General features: G+C 72.0%; 13 protein-coding genes. 9 read left to right on the top strand and 4 right to left on the bottom strand.

Annotated features, from left to right (window positions below; all coding sequences use genetic code 11):
* Positions 1-128 precede the first annotated feature (128 nt).
* Both E1262_RS22145 and E1262_RS22140 read right to left on the bottom strand, forming a co-directional pair.
* Positions 129-521 carry an ArsR/SmtB family transcription factor gene (locus tag E1262_RS22145; protein ID WP_132105670.1) on the bottom strand — a complete coding sequence of 131 codons (393 nt, stop codon included), beginning with the start codon at positions 519-521 and terminating at the stop codon, positions 129-131.
* 395 nt (positions 522-916) lie between these two features.
* Positions 917-1,957, bottom strand: a complete 1,041-nt coding sequence (locus E1262_RS22140; RefSeq protein WP_132105667.1) for an ArsR/SmtB family transcription factor — start codon at positions 1,955-1,957, stop codon at positions 917-919.
* A gap of 58 nt (positions 1,958-2,015) precedes the next feature.
* Between E1262_RS22140 and E1262_RS22135 the strand changes: the two genes are divergently transcribed.
* The 3 genes from E1262_RS22135 (at position 2,016) to E1262_RS22125 (ending at position 5,892) form a co-directional block, all read left to right on the top strand.
* On the top strand, positions 2,016-2,669 hold the full coding sequence (locus E1262_RS22135; RefSeq protein WP_203454194.1) for a hypothetical protein: 654 nt from the start codon (positions 2,016-2,018) through the stop codon (positions 2,667-2,669).
* 88 nt (positions 2,670-2,757) lie between these two features.
* Positions 2,758-5,235: an ATP-binding protein gene (locus E1262_RS22130; RefSeq protein WP_203454191.1), complete on the top strand. Its 2,478-nt coding sequence runs from the start codon at positions 2,758-2,760 to the stop codon at positions 5,233-5,235.
* Between the two features lie 309 nt (positions 5,236-5,544).
* On the top strand, positions 5,545-5,892 hold the full coding sequence (locus E1262_RS22125) for a hypothetical protein (RefSeq protein WP_132105663.1): 348 nt from the start codon (positions 5,545-5,547) through the stop codon (positions 5,890-5,892).
* A 20-nt stretch (positions 5,893-5,912) separates the two neighbouring features.
* Here E1262_RS22125 and E1262_RS22120 read toward each other — a convergent pair whose 3' ends face one another.
* On the bottom strand, positions 5,913-7,130 hold the full coding sequence (locus E1262_RS22120) for an endonuclease/exonuclease/phosphatase family protein (protein ID WP_132105660.1): 1,218 nt from the start codon (positions 7,128-7,130) through the stop codon (positions 5,913-5,915).
* A 108-nt stretch (positions 7,131-7,238) separates the two neighbouring features.
* Positions 7,239-8,186 carry a sugar-binding transcriptional regulator gene (locus tag E1262_RS22115; RefSeq protein WP_132105657.1) on the bottom strand — a complete coding sequence of 316 codons (948 nt, stop codon included), beginning with the start codon at positions 8,184-8,186 and terminating at the stop codon, positions 7,239-7,241.
* 138 nt (positions 8,187-8,324) lie between these two features.
* On the opposite strand from E1262_RS22115, the gene E1262_RS22110 reads away from it, so the two are divergent.
* The 6 genes from E1262_RS22110 to E1262_RS22085 all read left to right on the top strand — a co-directional run bounded on the left by E1262_RS22110 (position 8,325) and on the right by E1262_RS22085 (position 14,165).
* Complete coding sequence (locus E1262_RS22110; RefSeq protein WP_132105655.1) at positions 8,325-9,326, top strand: zinc-dependent alcohol dehydrogenase family protein; 1,002 nt, start codon at positions 8,325-8,327, stop codon at positions 9,324-9,326.
* Positions 9,323-10,681: an ABC transporter substrate-binding protein gene (locus E1262_RS31450; protein WP_132105652.1), complete on the top strand. Its 1,359-nt coding sequence runs from the start codon at positions 9,323-9,325 to the stop codon at positions 10,679-10,681. The genes E1262_RS22110 and E1262_RS31450 overlap by 4 nt, the downstream gene beginning before the upstream one ends.
* Complete coding sequence (locus E1262_RS22100) at positions 10,678-11,622, top strand: carbohydrate ABC transporter permease (protein WP_132105649.1); 945 nt, start codon at positions 10,678-10,680, stop codon at positions 11,620-11,622. Before E1262_RS31450 ends, E1262_RS22100 begins: the two co-directional genes overlap by 4 nt.
* Positions 11,619-12,461 carry a carbohydrate ABC transporter permease gene (locus tag E1262_RS22095; RefSeq protein WP_132105646.1) on the top strand — a complete coding sequence of 281 codons (843 nt, stop codon included), beginning with the start codon at positions 11,619-11,621 and terminating at the stop codon, positions 12,459-12,461. The genes E1262_RS22100 and E1262_RS22095 overlap by 4 nt, the downstream gene beginning before the upstream one ends.
* 64 nt (positions 12,462-12,525) lie before the next feature.
* Complete coding sequence (locus E1262_RS31015) at positions 12,526-12,771, top strand: rhodanese-like domain-containing protein (RefSeq protein ID WP_203454189.1); 246 nt, start codon at positions 12,526-12,528, stop codon at positions 12,769-12,771.
* On the top strand, positions 12,768-14,165 hold the full coding sequence (locus E1262_RS22085) for an HAD-IG family 5'-nucleotidase (protein WP_132105644.1): 1,398 nt from the start codon (positions 12,768-12,770) through the stop codon (positions 14,163-14,165). The genes E1262_RS31015 and E1262_RS22085 overlap by 4 nt, the downstream gene beginning before the upstream one ends.
* Positions 14,166-14,168 lie beyond the last annotated feature (3 nt).

Below are 14,168 nucleotides of genomic sequence, written 5' to 3'. Positions count from 1 at the left end.
CCGGACACGTGTTTTGCATATCTGCTTAAGTCAAGTACGGGTGGCGCGAGCGTTGATCGTGAACGCCACCAGGTTGCGGGCGGTTGAGCGTCGCCAGGCCATGACGTGCCGTGCTTCACGCGACTGGATCATGCGCTGCTTGCGACCAGTGCGCCGCCGGTGGCGGTCAGTGAATACAGCACTTCACGTCCGCTGCGTCGCCGGACCACCAGACCGGTCCGGCGCATCACGCCGAGGTGGGTACTGATGCCGCCCGCGCTCCACCCCGTCCTCGCGGCGAGCGCTTGGGTCGACGCCGGCTGGTCCAGCGCGAGCAGGATCGTCGCGCGTCGTCGGCCGAGGAGTTCTTCGAGTGCTCGCGGTCCCTGATCGTCGCGGAGCCAGACGTCCCCGAATCCCGGCGGCTGGTAGGTCAACGCCGGATCCCACGGGTCATCGACGCGCGGCCAGACTCCGAAGGCAAGGACTGACGGAATCAGGAGCAGCCCCCTGCCGCCGAGGCTGACGGTGTGCGAAGCCATCACGGGCCCGTGCACCGTCAAGCTCCAGTCGTCCGACGTGACGTCGGAGTCGAGGTCGTCGAACGCGGACCGGCCGCCGACGGTGACCCGCTCACCGGCCTGGCCTGGACCGCGCTGGAGTCGGGCCACCTCGGCTGCTGCCACCCGAACTGCGCCAACGCAGCCTCAACACTCGCCAGCACCAGCAAGCCCGGCGAGCCGATCCGCGACGGCGCGCCTCCGCACGCCGGTCCGGGCGACACCGCCCGACCCGCCGACACCGCGGGGCCGGTGGTTCTCGGCCGACGCCGCGGCAGGCCCGCCACCGTGCACCGCGGGTCAGCGACGCCGCGGGTGGTGCTCACCTCATCAACCTCACTCACCTCACTCGCCGCCAGCCCGCCGCCGGCGCTCGCTCACACCGATGGCGCCAGTAGCGCGGCAGCCAGGTCGGTGCGGGTGTAGACGACGCGGCGGCCGGTGCGGCGGCGCGAGACCAGGCCGGTGCGGTGCAGGATCGTCAGGTGGTATGAGACCGTCGCCGGCGAGAGGGCCTCGCGACGGCCCAGCTCGGCGGTCGTGCGCGGGATGTCCAGGGCCGCGAGCAACGTCGCCCGGGTGTGACCGATCAGTTCGCCCAGGTCGGCGGGCGCCGCGGCGCTCGTCGACCACAGCGCGTGCAGCCCGCGCGCCGGGTACAGGATCGACGGCGTCGTCGGGCGCTCGGCGTTCAGCAGCACGCCGTCGCTCAAGCCGGTGCACGGGATCAGCAACAGCCCGTCGTACGCCCAGTCGACCACCAGCTCGAACGGCTTGCGCACCAGGATCGCGCCGTCGTCCCAGCGCACCGACGAGTGGAAGTCGTCCAGCAGGGCCAGCGCGCCGTACTGGGCCATGCGGTCGCCGCGGTAGGCGACGTCGGCGGTCAGGACGTCGAGCACCCGCGGCCAGTCAGGCGCGAGCACCCGCTCGAAGTACGTCCGCATGGCGTCGGCCACCCGGGCCACGAAGGCCGCCGGTCCCCCGTCGAGCACCTCGGCGACGACGGCGGGCATCGGCTGGCGCAGCTCTTCGAGGCGGGCCGGGCCGCCGACGCTCTCGGCCACGGCCGGCGGAATGGCCCGGCCGCGGAACGCGATGTCCAGCTGGTATTCGATCAGCTCGACCGGCGTCGCCGCGATGGCGGCCACCTCGTCGTCGACCGTCATCACGGCGGCCTCCGGCGGCGGCGTGAGCAGGTCGAGGTTGTACACGTCGCTGCCCGTCAGTGCGGCGAGCAGGCTGAGCGGGGCAGCCGGGACGGCGTCGAGCGCCCGCGCGCGCCAGCGCATCAGGTGCGGCGACCCGGGCGACGGACGGTGCAGGGCGCGCAGGCTGCCGACCACCTCGGCGCACGGCGAGATGCCGAACCGGGACCGGCCCAGCGCCTCCGCGGTCATCGGCATCCGGACCGTCACGATTCGAACCTACTCGAATTCCTGGCGGCACCGGCGCCCGCCCGGGTCGGCTATGCCCATGACGCAACCGAACCTCACCCGCCGCCGGCTGCTCCGCGCCGGCACCACCACCGCCGCCGGCCTCACCGCCGGCCTCGCTCTCCCCGCGATCGCCGACGCGGCCCAGGCGCCCGCCCAGCGCAAGGTCGTCCTCGTCGGCGCCAACCCCGGCGTCCAACTGTTCCATCGCGACGTCGTCAGCGCCTACGCGTCGGTCTGGACGGTCGACTGGTCCGCTCAGGGCAGTGGTTCGGCGATCGTGCTGTGGCACGACGGCGAGGTGCGGGTCCTGACCGACCACTCGGACCTCGGCTACTGGCTGGAGCGGACCTTCACCCGGTTCTTCCCCGAGGCCGAGGGGCTGCCGTGGCCGGAGCCGCGGATCGAGCGGCGCGCCGTCCGCGTCGCCAACGACCTCGCCCGCGGCACGTACGCGCGGGCGGGCGACGTCGCAGTCCGCATCGCTGATGTGCTGGACCGGAGGGCGTTCGCGACCGACGAGTACGACCTCGGCGGCCGCGTCCACAGCCTCAGTCTGGTGACCGGGCCGAGCGCCGTCGCGTCCATCGAGGTCCGCGGCCGGCGGCTGCCCGGGGAGATCATCCGGGCGGGTACACCGGAGCGCCCGTCGTCCAGCGCATTCGTCGCCGTGGCGGAGGTCTGGCGGTATTGATGGGAATCACTTGCTCCGCCACATCTGATACCCCAAGATCACCCGGTACGATTTCACAGCTACCGGGTCATCTCGGAGGTAACAAGGCGTGTCGGCCAGCAACGAGATCGACGATTTCGCGAGCATGCTGCGGCGGCATCGGCTGGCGGCCGGTCTGTCGCAGGAGGAGCTTGCCGAAAAAGCCGGTCTCAGCTCCGACGCCGTCGCCGCCCTGGAACGCGGCCGCCGTCGCGCGCCCCGGCCGCTCACCGTGCGCCTGCTGGCCACCGCGCTGAACCTCTCCGAGAGCGAGTTCGGTGAGTTCACCGAGTCGCTGCGCCGGTCCCCCACGGTCTACGCACCGCAGGTCCAGGGTCCGCCGCTGCCGCCGGACACGCTGATCGGCCGGGCGTCGGAGCTGGCCGAACTGTCGTCACTGCTCAGCCACGGCGGCGTCCGGCTGGTCACGCTCACCGGGCTCGGCGGCGTCGGCAAGACCCGCCTCGCGATCGCCGTCGCCAACGAGGTGCGCCGGCAGTTCGAGGCCGGCGCCTGCTGGGTGCCACTGGGCGCGCGCCCGGACGGGCCGGAGGTCACCGACGCCGTCGCGGCCGCCGTCGGGCTGCGGCCCGCCTCCGACGCCGCCGAGGTCGACGCGCTGGCCGAGCACATCAGCTCCCGGCAGCTGCTGATCGTGCTGGACAACTGCGAGCACGTGGTCGAGACGTGTGCCTGGCTGTGCACCGTCCTGCTGCAGCGCTGCCCCCGGCTGACCATCCTGGCCACCAGCCGCGAACTGCTGCGCGCGCCCGGCGAGGTGGTCCGGCAGGTGCAGCCGCTGACGGTGCCGCCGTCCCGCGCCGCGCCGGAGGAGATCCGCGAGGCCGACGCCGTCCGCATGTTCCTGGCCCGTGCCGCCGCCCACGGCGTGCACCCGCGCGACGACCGCCTGCTGCAGGTCAGCCGCGTGTGCCGGAGCGTGCAGGGCATCCCGCTGGCGATCGAGCTGGCGGCCGCCCGCGTCAACGTCCTGACGATCGAGCAGATCGCGGACGAGCTGGACACCTCCTCGCGCATCCTCTCCGGTGGCAGCCGCACCGCGCCGCTGCGCCAGCAGACCATCGACGCCGCCCTGGACTGGAGCTACCAGCTGCTCAGCGCCGAGGAGCGCGGGTTCTTCGAGGCGGTCTCGACGTTCTCCGGCGGCTGGACGATGTCCGCCGCCGTCGCGGTGTTCTGCGCCGAGCAGACCGACGCCTGCCACGAGCGGGTCCTCGACCTCACCGGCCGGCTCATCGACAAGTCGCTGATCCGGGTCGACCGCGACGCCGCCGAGGCGCGCTACTCGATGTTCTCCGTCATCCGCCAGTACGCCGACCGGCGGCTCGACGACGGCGGCCGGCGCACCCTCATCGAGCAGCGGCATCTCCACTACTACGTCGAGCTGGCCGAACGGGCCGAGCGCAGTCTCGGCACCGACCAGCAGGCCGCGACGCTGGACCACCTCGACGTCGAGCTGGACAACCTGCGGGTCGCGCTCGGCCGGGCGATCAGCCGCGAACTGGGCGCGGAGTCGATGCGGCTGGGCGCCGCCCTGTGGCGCTACTTCTACCTGCGCGGCCACTACTCCGAGGGGCGCGACTGGCTGGAGTCGGCGCTGCGGATCGCCCGCGCCGCGCCCGAACCCGTCGCACCGTCCGCACTGGCGGCCGCCTCCCGCGGCGCCGGATACCTGGCGTTCCTGCAGTGCGAGTACGACGTCGCGGCCGAGCGGCTGGACGAGGCGCTCGCGCTCTACCGCCGGCTCGACGACGCCGCCGGCGCGGCGCTCACGCTGCGGCACCTGGGCAGCATCGCCCGCGAGCAGGGGGACTACGATCGCTCCTACCAGCTACACCTCGAGGGCATGCAGCTACGCCAGCAGCTGGGCGACAAGGCCGGCATCGCCTGGGCCTGGCATTACCTGGCATTCGTCTCGTGGCTGCGGATGGATTTCGACCGCGCGCGCGACTACGCCGAGGCGGCCCTCGCCTACTTCCAACAGGCCGGCGACGGCGAGGGCATCACCTGGTCGCAGATCAACCTCGGCGTCGTCGCCCTCTACGAAGGCGACCTCGGCACCGCCGAGCGGCTGCTGCACCAGAGCCTGGGCCGGGCGCAACGGCTCGGGTTCCGCGAGGGCGTCGGCTGGTCGCTGAACCTGCTGGGGGTGGTCGCCCGCCGTCAGGGGCGCCTCGAACGGGCCATCCACCTGCTCGACGAGAGCCTCGCCGAACAGCAGGAACTGGGCGACAAGTGGCGGGCCGCGAGCGTCCTCGAGGCGCTGGCCTCGGTGGCGCAGGAGCACGACAACAGCGCATACGCCGCGTTCCTGCTGGGCGCCGCGGCGGCGGTCCGCGACACCATCGGCGCGCCTGTCCCGCTGTGCGAGCGCCCGGACAACGAACTCACCATGGCGGTCGTTCGCGACAAGCTGGGCGAGCGCGCGTTCGCCCACGCGTGGGGGGCGGGTCAAGCCACACCCCTGCACGCCGTCGCCGACGGCTACCCGCCCGACACCCTGAGCACGCTCGACACCCCCTGGTGAGCGCTGCCCCCGGTGTGTCGGGCCAGTGGGTAAAATGCCCGGCCGGCAGCGGTCTTGCCCCCCGCTAGACGCGCTGCCGGCCAAGCTGTGCGGCGCCGGCGCCTGGCCATGTCCACCCACATCTGCTTCGGGTCCGGCACTCCTCCCCCCGCAGGAACAACAATGTCGTGCCGGGGCGAGACACAACAGCTACAGCACCCTGACAACAGCCTGACAATCAAAAGCCGCCCCGTACCTCCGTGGTACGGGGCCGACGATGGCTCTCCGGAGTGACGACTCGCGAAGCTGGCGTCCGTAGCGTCCGCAGGTATGACGACCGCACCCTTGCGCGGCGGCCTCCGCCTGGTCCAGCTGCTGCTCATCGCCCTCATCGCGCTGCTGATCGCGCGCGGCCCACTGTACGGCGTCGTCGACGGCGGCCCCTACGACGGCGCCTGGGGCGGGCCGTCTCGATCGGGCGCGTGGCTGGTACACGCCGCGGTCGCGGTGCCCATCGGGGTGGTCGCCGGCGCCCTGCTCGTGGCGGTGGAACGACTGCGCCGCCGGCTCGTCCCGCGGGAGCAGGGCGAACCGGCGGCGTGGTGGGTACGGTCCGCGGCCGTGACGACCGTCGTGCTGGCCGCGCTGTTCGTGGTGCTGTGGGTGCGCCAGCTCTAGCCGCGGCAGCTCTGACCGGGTCAGGACCGCCCGCCCGGCACCCGCACGTCCACCCAGACCAGCCGGTGGTCGCTGGTCGGGAACGGGAACTCGCCGGTCAGCCGGGACAGCGGGTCCGAGCGCACCGGCCAGAACACGCCCGCGCCCACCGGGCGCAGCTGCCGCGACGGCAGGACGTAGTCGGCGCGCAGGTTGCCCGGCGCGGTGTCGGCGAAGTCGGCGGTGTCGTAGCGCGGGTCGCCCTCGTGGGTCGTGTTCGCGCCGCCCTGAAGGACGGCGGCCTCGGGAGCGCCCTCCGACGTGGGCAGCGGGTCGACGATGCGCGGGTGCTCCAGCAGCTGCTGGATCGCGCCCGGCACCGAGTCGCCGTCGACCGGGTCGCTGTTCTGGTCGCCGAGGACGAGGAACGCCGAGCCCGGCTTCAGTCCGCCGCGCACGCCCTCGTCGTCGTAGATGTAGGACCCCCGGCCGGGGCCCACGTAGTCGGCCCAGAACCGGATCTCGTCGTGGTTGCGCCGCCCGTTGCGGTCCTCCGCGCCGTCGAACGTCGGCGGCGTCGGGTGCGAGGCCAGCACGTGCACCACCCGGCGGCCCACCTGCACCGGCACGTCCCAGTGCGACTTACTGGACAGCCGGACCACCTCGAGCTCCTCCGGCGAGAACCAGTCCGGCGGCAGCAGCGCGCCGGGCATGTCCGTCCAGAGGAAGTTCTGGAACGTGCGGACGTCGTCCTCCAGGATCGGGTACTTCGACAGCACGGCCATGCCGTACTGGCCGGGGAACAGCCCGAACCCGTAGGCGTCGTCGCCGCCTCCGACGGTGCCGTCGTTGTTGAGGTCGAAGCCGCTCGGGATGCCGGTGTTGGACGGCGCGACGAAGGCGTACGGGTACTCGATCGGGTCGGCGCCGCCCTGGCCGACCTCCAGGTAGTTGTCGCGGAACAGGTCGGCCGCGACGCCGCCCTCGACGTAGTCGAACTCGTTGAGCAGGACGATGTCGGGCCGGGTCCGCTGGATGACCTCGGCCACGGCCTGCGCCTGGGTGTCGGTGCCGCTGGCCAGGTCGGTCTCCAGCTCGCCCTCGGCGGCGCGATTGAGGCTGAGGTTGTACGTGGCGACGCGGATGGCGGCGGCGCCGCCGTCGGGCCGGCCGACGCTCGCCGGTGCCGCGGCGATCAGCACCGCGGCCGCAGTGGTCAGGGCCGCCGTCACCGCGACGGCGGCGATCGAGATGCGCATGGGTGTCCTTCCCGTGGTGGACCCGAACCGGGCAACCCTAGACCTCTCGGGCGAACACTGGATTATCGGAGACTGACGTCAGACCTCGCGGTCGGCTACCACCACGTGTCACGACGATGACGCAGCGAGTTCGAGCACCCGCCGGGCCAGCGCGGCGTCGGTCACCAGCGTGGTGACGAAGCCGCCGCGCACCGCGGCCAGCGCGGCCTCGGCCCGGCGCGCGCCGTAGGCGATGGCGATGACGACAGGGGTGTCGCGCAGCTCCTGCAGGGTCACCCCGACGACGCGCTCGTCGAAGTCGCCGGTGACGTCGCGCCCGCGAGCGTCGAACAGGCGGCCACCGGACTCGCCGACGGCGCCGCGGGCCAGCGCCTCGGCCCGCTCGGCCTCGGTGACGGCGTCCCACACCGTCGACAGCCCGGGCCCCCAGCTGCCCACCGAGACGACGGCGACGTCGAGCGCCCTCGACCGGTCCAGGGCCCGGGCGATCTCGCGCTGCCGGCGCAGCCCGGCCGCCGTCGCGGCGTCCTCGACCACCAGCGGCGCGTAGACCGGCAGCGCCTCGCCGCCGGCCACGGCCGCCACCGACCGGACCACCTCGACGGTGCCGGCCGAGGCGCCCTCGACGGCGATCGACCCGGCCAGCTGAACCACCGTGCACGGCGCCAGCCGCTGCAGCCGCCGTGACATCGCCTCGATGGTCCGGCTCCAGGTCAGGCCCAGCACCTGGCCGGGCTGAACGGTCTCGGTGACCAGCCCGGCGACGACTTCGGCCAGCTCGTCGCGGGTGGCCGACTCCGGCTGCGCAGGCGCCTCGACGACCACCGCCTCACGCACCCCGACGGCGTCGCGCAGCGCCAGCGACAGCTCGTCGTCGAGGTGCCCGGGGAGGGTGATCTCGACCCGCACCCAGCCACGCGCCCGCGCCTCGGTGAGGATGCGCGCCACCTGGAACCGGGACAGCCCGAACTCGTCGGCGATCTCGACCTTCGACCGGCCGTCGACGTAGTGCCGGCGAGCCACGGCGCCCGCGAGCACCAGGTCGGACGGCCCCATCGACGGACCGCCTCCGGCCGGTGGCCTTCCCCTGCGTGGCATGACTCCCCTTGACCGTCCACTCACACCGCGATACAACCATCATTGTACACATATGAGCGTCAAATTCGCTCATATGAGCGACAGCAAGGAGGCTGCATGCGCGCCGTCGTCATCGAGAAGCCGGGCGACATCTCCGTCCGCGACGTGCCCGACCCGGCGCCCGGACCCGGCGACGTGGTCGTCGCGGTGGGCGCCTGCGGCCTGTGCGGCACCGACCTGCACATCGCGGCGGGCGAGTTCCCGCCCAGCCCTTATCCCCTGGTCCCGGGGCACGAGTTCGCCGGCGTGGTGGCCGAGGTCGGCCCCGGCGTGACCACCGGCCTCCAGGTGGGCGACCGGGTCGCCGTCGACCCGTCGCTGTTCTGCGGGCACTGCCGGCAGTGCCGCCGCGGCCGCGGCAACCTGTGCGAGAACTGGGGCGCCATCGGCGACACCGTCGACGGCGCGTTCGCCGAGTACGTCGCCGTCCCGGCCGCATCCTGCTACCGGCTGCCCGACGAGCTGACGTTCGCGCAGGGCGCGGTGATCGAGCCGGTGTCGTGCGCGGTGCACGGCCTGCGCCGACTCGGCGCGGAGCCCGGCGAGCGGGTGCTCGTCCTCGGCGCCGGCACGATGGGCCTGATCATGACCCAGCTGCTGGCCGCGGCCGGCGCCCGGGTCAGCGTCGTCGACCTCGCCGCGGGCAAGCTGCCGCTGGCGACGGAGCTGGGCGCGGCCGAGGTCGCCGCCTCGGTGCCGGAGCTGCCGACGCAGCGCTTCGACGCCGCCGTCGACGTCACCGGCGCGCCGCCCGCGCTGGAGGCGGCGTTCGGTGCACTGGACCGCGGCGGCCGGCTGCAGGTGTTCGGCGTCGCGCCGGCCGAGGCCCGCATCGCGCTGTCGCCGTTCCGCATCTACAACGACGAGATCACCATCGTCGGCTCGATGGCGGTGCTGCACAGCTTCGGCGACGCCGTCGGACTGGTCGCGTCCGGGCAGGTGCGCACCGAGCCGCTCGTCTCGCACACCGTCGGCCTGGAGGAGTTCCCGGCCGTCCTCGACCTCGTCCGGTCCGGCGCGACCATCAAGGCGCAGGTGGCACCGGGCGGTGCGGCATGAGCCGGCGGACGCTCCGGCTGGCCGCCGCGGCCGGTTCGCTGGCCGTGCTCAGCGCCTGCGCCGGGGCCGGCGCTCTGACGTCCGGTTCGGACTCGGGCACGACGATCGTCGTCGCGGTCGTCTCGAACCCGCAGATGACCGACGCGATCGCGCTGGCCGACGACTTCCGCGAGGTGCACCCCGGCGTCGACGTCGACTTCGTCTCACTTCCGGAGAACGAGTCGCGGGCGAAGATCACCGCGTCGGTCGCCACCGGCGGCGGCGAGTTCGACGTCATCATGGTCAGCAACTACGAGACCGCCATGTGGGCCGAGAACGGCTGGCTGGTCGACCTGCAGCCGTACGCCGACGCCACCGAGGACTACGACACCGACGACTTCATCGCACCGGTCCGCGAGTCGCTGTCCTACGCGGGCGACATGTACTCGGTGCCGTTCTACGGCGAGTCGTCGTTCCTGGTGTACCGGCAGGACGTGTTCGACGCCGCCGGCCTCACCATGCCGGAGCGGCCGACCTGGCCGGAGGTGCGCGAGCTGGCCGCCGCCATCGAGGAGGCCAACCCGGACATGAATGGCATCTGCCTGCGCGGGCTGGCCGGCTGGGGCGAGAACCTGGCGCCGCTGAACACCGTGATCAACACGTTCGGCGGCCGCTGGTTCGACGAGGACTGGAACGCGCAGCTGGACTCCCCCGAGGTCCGCGAGGCGGTCGAGTTCTACGTCGACCTGGTCCGCGAGCACGGTCAGACGGGCTCGGCCACCAGCGGGTTCGCCGACTGCGCGACGCGCTACGGCCAGGGCCAGGCGGCGATGTGGTACGACGCCACGTCGATGGTCAACGTGGTCGAGAGCCCGGAGGACTCCGTCACCGCCGGCCGCAACGGCTACGCGCCGGCGCCCGTCGTCGAGACCGACGCCAGCGGCTGGCTCTACACCTGGTCGCTGGGCATCCCGGCGTCGTCGGATCACCCGGACGAGGCGTGGGACTTCATCGCCTGGATGACCGACAAGGAGTACCCCCACCTCGTCGCCGAGGAGCTGGGATGGGAGCGGGTGCCGCCAGGCAGCCGCACGTCCACGTACGAGATCCCCGAGTACGCCGAGGTGGCGGCCGCATTCGCCGAGCCGACGCTGTCGTCGATGGAGGTCGCCGACCAGGAGCACACGATGACGGCGCCGGTCCCCTACGACGGCATCCAGTTCCTCGCCATCCCGGAGTTCCAGGACCTCGGCACCCGCGTCGGGCAGCAGATCTCCGCCGCCATCGCCGGGCAGATCAGCGTCGACGAGGCCCTCGACCAGGCACAGCGCTACGCCGAGACCGTCGGCGAGTCATATCAGGAGGTGGGCTCGTGAGCACCGACGTCGCCACCACCGCCGTCCCACGGCCGGCCGTCCCGGCCCGCGAGCCCGTCCGCTCCGCGCGTCGCGAAGGCTGGCGGCGGCGGGCGCCCCTCCTGCCCGCGCTGGTCTTCGCCATCCTCGTGACGCAGATCCCGTTCCTCGTCACGCTCTGGTACTCGCTGAACTCGTGGAACCTGGTCCGCCCCGGCTCGGAGCGGTTCGTCGGCCTGTCCAACTACGCCGACGTCTTCGCCGACCGGGTGTTCCGCCAGGCCGCGCTGAACACCATCGTGATCACCGCCGGCTGCGTCATCGTCGCGATGTTGCTGGGCGTCGCGCTGGCGCTGCTGCTGGACCGCAAGTTCGTCGGCCGGTCCGTGGTGCGGACGCTGATCATCACGCCGTTCCTCATCATGCCGGTGGCCGGCGCGCTGGTGTGGAAGACGACGATGCTCGACCCGCTGTTCGGCATCGTGAACTTCGTGCTGTCGCCGTTCGGCGCCGGCGACTACGACTGGACCAGCTCCGCGCCGCTGATCTCCGTCATCGCCGCGCTGGTGTGGCAGTGGACGCCATTCATGACGCTGCTGGTGCTGGCAGGGCTGCAGAGCCAGGGCCGCGACGTGCTGGAGGCCGCGCAGGTCGACGGTGCGGGCGCGGCCCGGACGTTCCGGTCGATCACGCTGCCGCACCTGCGCCGCTACATCGAGCTGGGCGTGCTGCTGGGCGCGATCTACGTGGTCAACACGTTCGACCAGATCTACATCATGACGCAGGGCGGGCCTGGCACCGCCAGCTCGAACCTGCCCTTCTACATCTACCAGCGGGCGTTCCTCGGCTTCGACGTCGGCCAGGCCGCGGCCATGGGCGTGGTCGTCGTCATCGGCACCATCGTCGTCGCGACGCTCGCGCTGCGGCTGCTGTTCCGCTCGTTCGTCCAGGAGGACCGATGACTGCCGCCGCCGTCGCCGTCGCCGGCCCGCGCCGCCGGTCCGCCGGCCTGCTGACCGTGCTCACCTGGATCATCGGCATCGTCTTCTTCTTCCCGGTGCTCTGGATGGTGATCACCGCCTTCAAGCACGAGGCCGACGCCTACACCGACCCGCCGAGCCTGATCTTCACGCCGACGCTGGAGCAGTTCCGGGCGCTGTTCGACGCCGGCGCCTGGCCGTACTTCCTCAACTCGCTGTTCGCGACGACGGTGTCGACACTGCTGGTATTGGCGCTCGCGGTGCCGGCGGCGTACGCGCTGGCGATCCGGCCGGTGAAGAAGACCCAGGACGTGCTGTTCTTCTTCATCTCGACGAAGATGCTGCCGGTCGTCGCGGTGATCGTGCCGATCTACGTGATCGCCGGGCGCATCGGCGCGCTGGACAACGTCTGGACGCTGGTCGTGCTGTATACGGCGATGAACCTGCCGATCGCGGTCTGGATGATGCGCTCGTTCCTGCAGGAGATCCCCGCCGAGGTGCTCGAGGCCGCCGCCATGGACGGCGCCTCGCTGCGGCAGACGCTGCTCAAGGTGATGCTGCCGATGGTCGCGCCCGGCCTCGCGGCGACCGCGCTGATCTGCGTGATCTTCGCGTGGAACGAGTTCTTCTTCGCCGTCAACCTCACCGCCTCGCAGGCCGCGACGGTGCCACTGTTCCTCGTCGGCTTCATGACCAGCGAGGGCCTCTACTGGGCCCAGCTGGCCGCCGCCGCGACGCTGGCCTCGCTGCCGGTGGTGCTGGCCGGCTGGGTGGCGCAGAAGCAGCTCGTCCGCGGCCTGTCGATGGGCGCCATCAAGTGACCCATCCCGGTCGGAAATGAGGTTCTCCTCGCGCTTCCCCAGACGTTCTCCCGCTTCACCAGACATGCATGCCTCGCAGAGCGGGAGCGTCATCGTCTTCTGCGACGAGGGCTACGCGTCCAGCCTCGCCGCCGGGTCGCTGCGCGAGCTCGGGCTGGTCAACGCGATCGACCTGGTCGGCGGCTTTCACGCCTGGGCGGGCCTCCCGGTCACGGGAGGCCCGCCCAGGCCCCTGACCCTCCTTTCCTCGTGGGGCTCGTCGTCGCTCGGGACCTTCGCGGTCGGCGTCTGGCTAGGCTCGGGGGCATGACGCTGGAACGCGGTGTCTACGCCAACCGCACGCTGAACCTGCGCTCGGTGCAGGCCATCGGCTACGACATGGACTACACGCTCATCCACTACCGCACGCGCGAATGGGAGCGGACGGCGTTCGAGCACGCCACGCGGGTGCTCGCGGCCGGCGACTACCCCGTCGCCGGCCTGACGTTCGAGCCCGACCGGTACCTGCAGGGCCTGGTCATCGACCTCGACCTCGGCAACCTGGTCAAGGCCACCCGATTCGGCTACATCATCCAGGCGCAGCACGGCACGCGCCAGCTGTCCTTCGACGAGCTGCGGACCACGTACAACGGCGTCAACGTCGACCTCAACAACCCGCGGTTCAGGTTCATGAACACGCTGTTCACGATCTCCGAGTCCGCGCTCTACGCCCAGTTCGTCGACCGTCTCGACGACGGCACCATTCCCGGGCCGCTCGGCTACGACGAGCTGTACCGCATCGTGTCGGCCGCGCTGGACGAGTCGCACACCACCGGGGCATTGAAGGCGGAGATCGTCGCCGACCCGGACCGCTTCTGCGACATCGACCCGTCCACCGCGCAGACCCTGATCGACCAGCGGCTGGCCGGGAAACGGCTGCTGCTCATCACGAACAGCGACTGGTCGTACACGAAGGCGATGATGAGCTACGCCTTCGACCGCCACGTGCCGTCCGGCTCGTGGCGCGACCTGTTCGACATCGTGGTCGTGGCTGCCGCCAAGCCGCGGTTCTTCGCCGAGGTCGAGCCGGTGTACCGCGTCGTCGACGGCGAGCGCGGGCTGCTGCAGCCGCACTGGGGCCCGTTCAAGACCGGCGAGGTCTACCACGGCGGGTGCGCCCGGCAGGTCGAGCAGAGCCTCGGCCTCACCGGCGCCGAGATCCTCTACGTCGGCGACCACCTGTTCGGCGACGTCCACGTCACCAAGTCCGCGCTGCGCTGGCGCACCGCGCTCATCATGCGAGAGCTCGAGGCCGAGATCGCCGCGGCCCAGGTGTTCGCCGGCGACGAGGCCGAGCTGCGGCGCCTCATGACCGAGAAGGCCGTCCTGGAGGACCGCCTCGCGCACGCCCGCATGGCACTACTGCGCCCCGGCGACGACGCGCCCCGCGAGAGCGTCGAGGCGCTGCGCGAGGCGCTGCGGACGCTGGACGAGCGCATCGTGCCGTTGGCTCGCGCCGCCAGCGAACTGGGCAACCCCACGTGGGGCCCGATGATGCGGGCCGGCAACGACAAGAGCCTGTTCGCCCGCCAGGTCGAGAAGTACGCCGACATCTACACCTCGCGGGTCGCCAACCTCGGGCAGCGCACACCGTTCGCGTTCCTCCGGGCGGCCCGGACGTCGCTGCCGCACGACCTCATGCCGCGGGAGATAGCGCCGGAGTGATGC

Origin of the sequence: Jiangella aurantiaca (assembly GCF_004349105.1) — a bacterium.
Lineage (GTDB): Bacteria > Actinomycetota > Actinomycetes > Jiangellales > Jiangellaceae > Jiangella > Jiangella aurantiaca.
The sequence above is the reverse complement of the archived record's forward strand: the minus strand, read 5'-3'. Positions and strand labels throughout refer to the sequence as shown.

What these genes read in the sequence shown, in the direction of transcription:
- E1262_RS22120 (WP_132105660.1), bottom strand. Translation starts at nt 7,130, where the DNA reads ATGCGCATCTCGATCGCCGCCGTCGCGGTGACGGCGGCCCTGACCACT.
- E1262_RS22135 (WP_203454194.1), top strand. Translation starts at nt 2,016, where the DNA reads ATGACGCAACCGAACCTCACCCGCCGCCGGCTGCTCCGCGCCGGCACC.
- E1262_RS22095 (WP_132105646.1), top strand. Translation starts at nt 11,619, where the DNA reads ATGACTGCCGCCGCCGTCGCCGTCGCCGGCCCGCGCCGCCGGTCCGCC.
- E1262_RS22145 (WP_132105670.1), bottom strand. Translation starts at nt 521, where the DNA reads ATGGCTTCGCACACCGTCAGCCTCGGCGGCAGGGGGCTGCTCCTGATT.
- E1262_RS31450 (WP_132105652.1), top strand. Translation starts at nt 9,323, where the DNA reads ATGAGCCGGCGGACGCTCCGGCTGGCCGCCGCGGCCGGTTCGCTGGCC.
- E1262_RS22110 (WP_132105655.1), top strand. Translation starts at nt 8,325, where the DNA reads ATGCGCGCCGTCGTCATCGAGAAGCCGGGCGACATCTCCGTCCGCGAC.
- E1262_RS22125 (WP_132105663.1), top strand. Translation starts at nt 5,545, where the DNA reads ATGACGACCGCACCCTTGCGCGGCGGCCTCCGCCTGGTCCAGCTGCTG.
- E1262_RS31015 (WP_203454189.1), top strand. Translation starts at nt 12,526, where the DNA reads ATGCATGCCTCGCAGAGCGGGAGCGTCATCGTCTTCTGCGACGAGGGC.
- E1262_RS22115 (WP_132105657.1), bottom strand. Translation starts at nt 8,186, where the DNA reads ATGGGGCCGTCCGACCTGGTGCTCGCGGGCGCCGTGGCTCGCCGGCAC.
- E1262_RS22085 (WP_132105644.1), top strand. Translation starts at nt 12,768, where the DNA reads ATGACGCTGGAACGCGGTGTCTACGCCAACCGCACGCTGAACCTGCGC.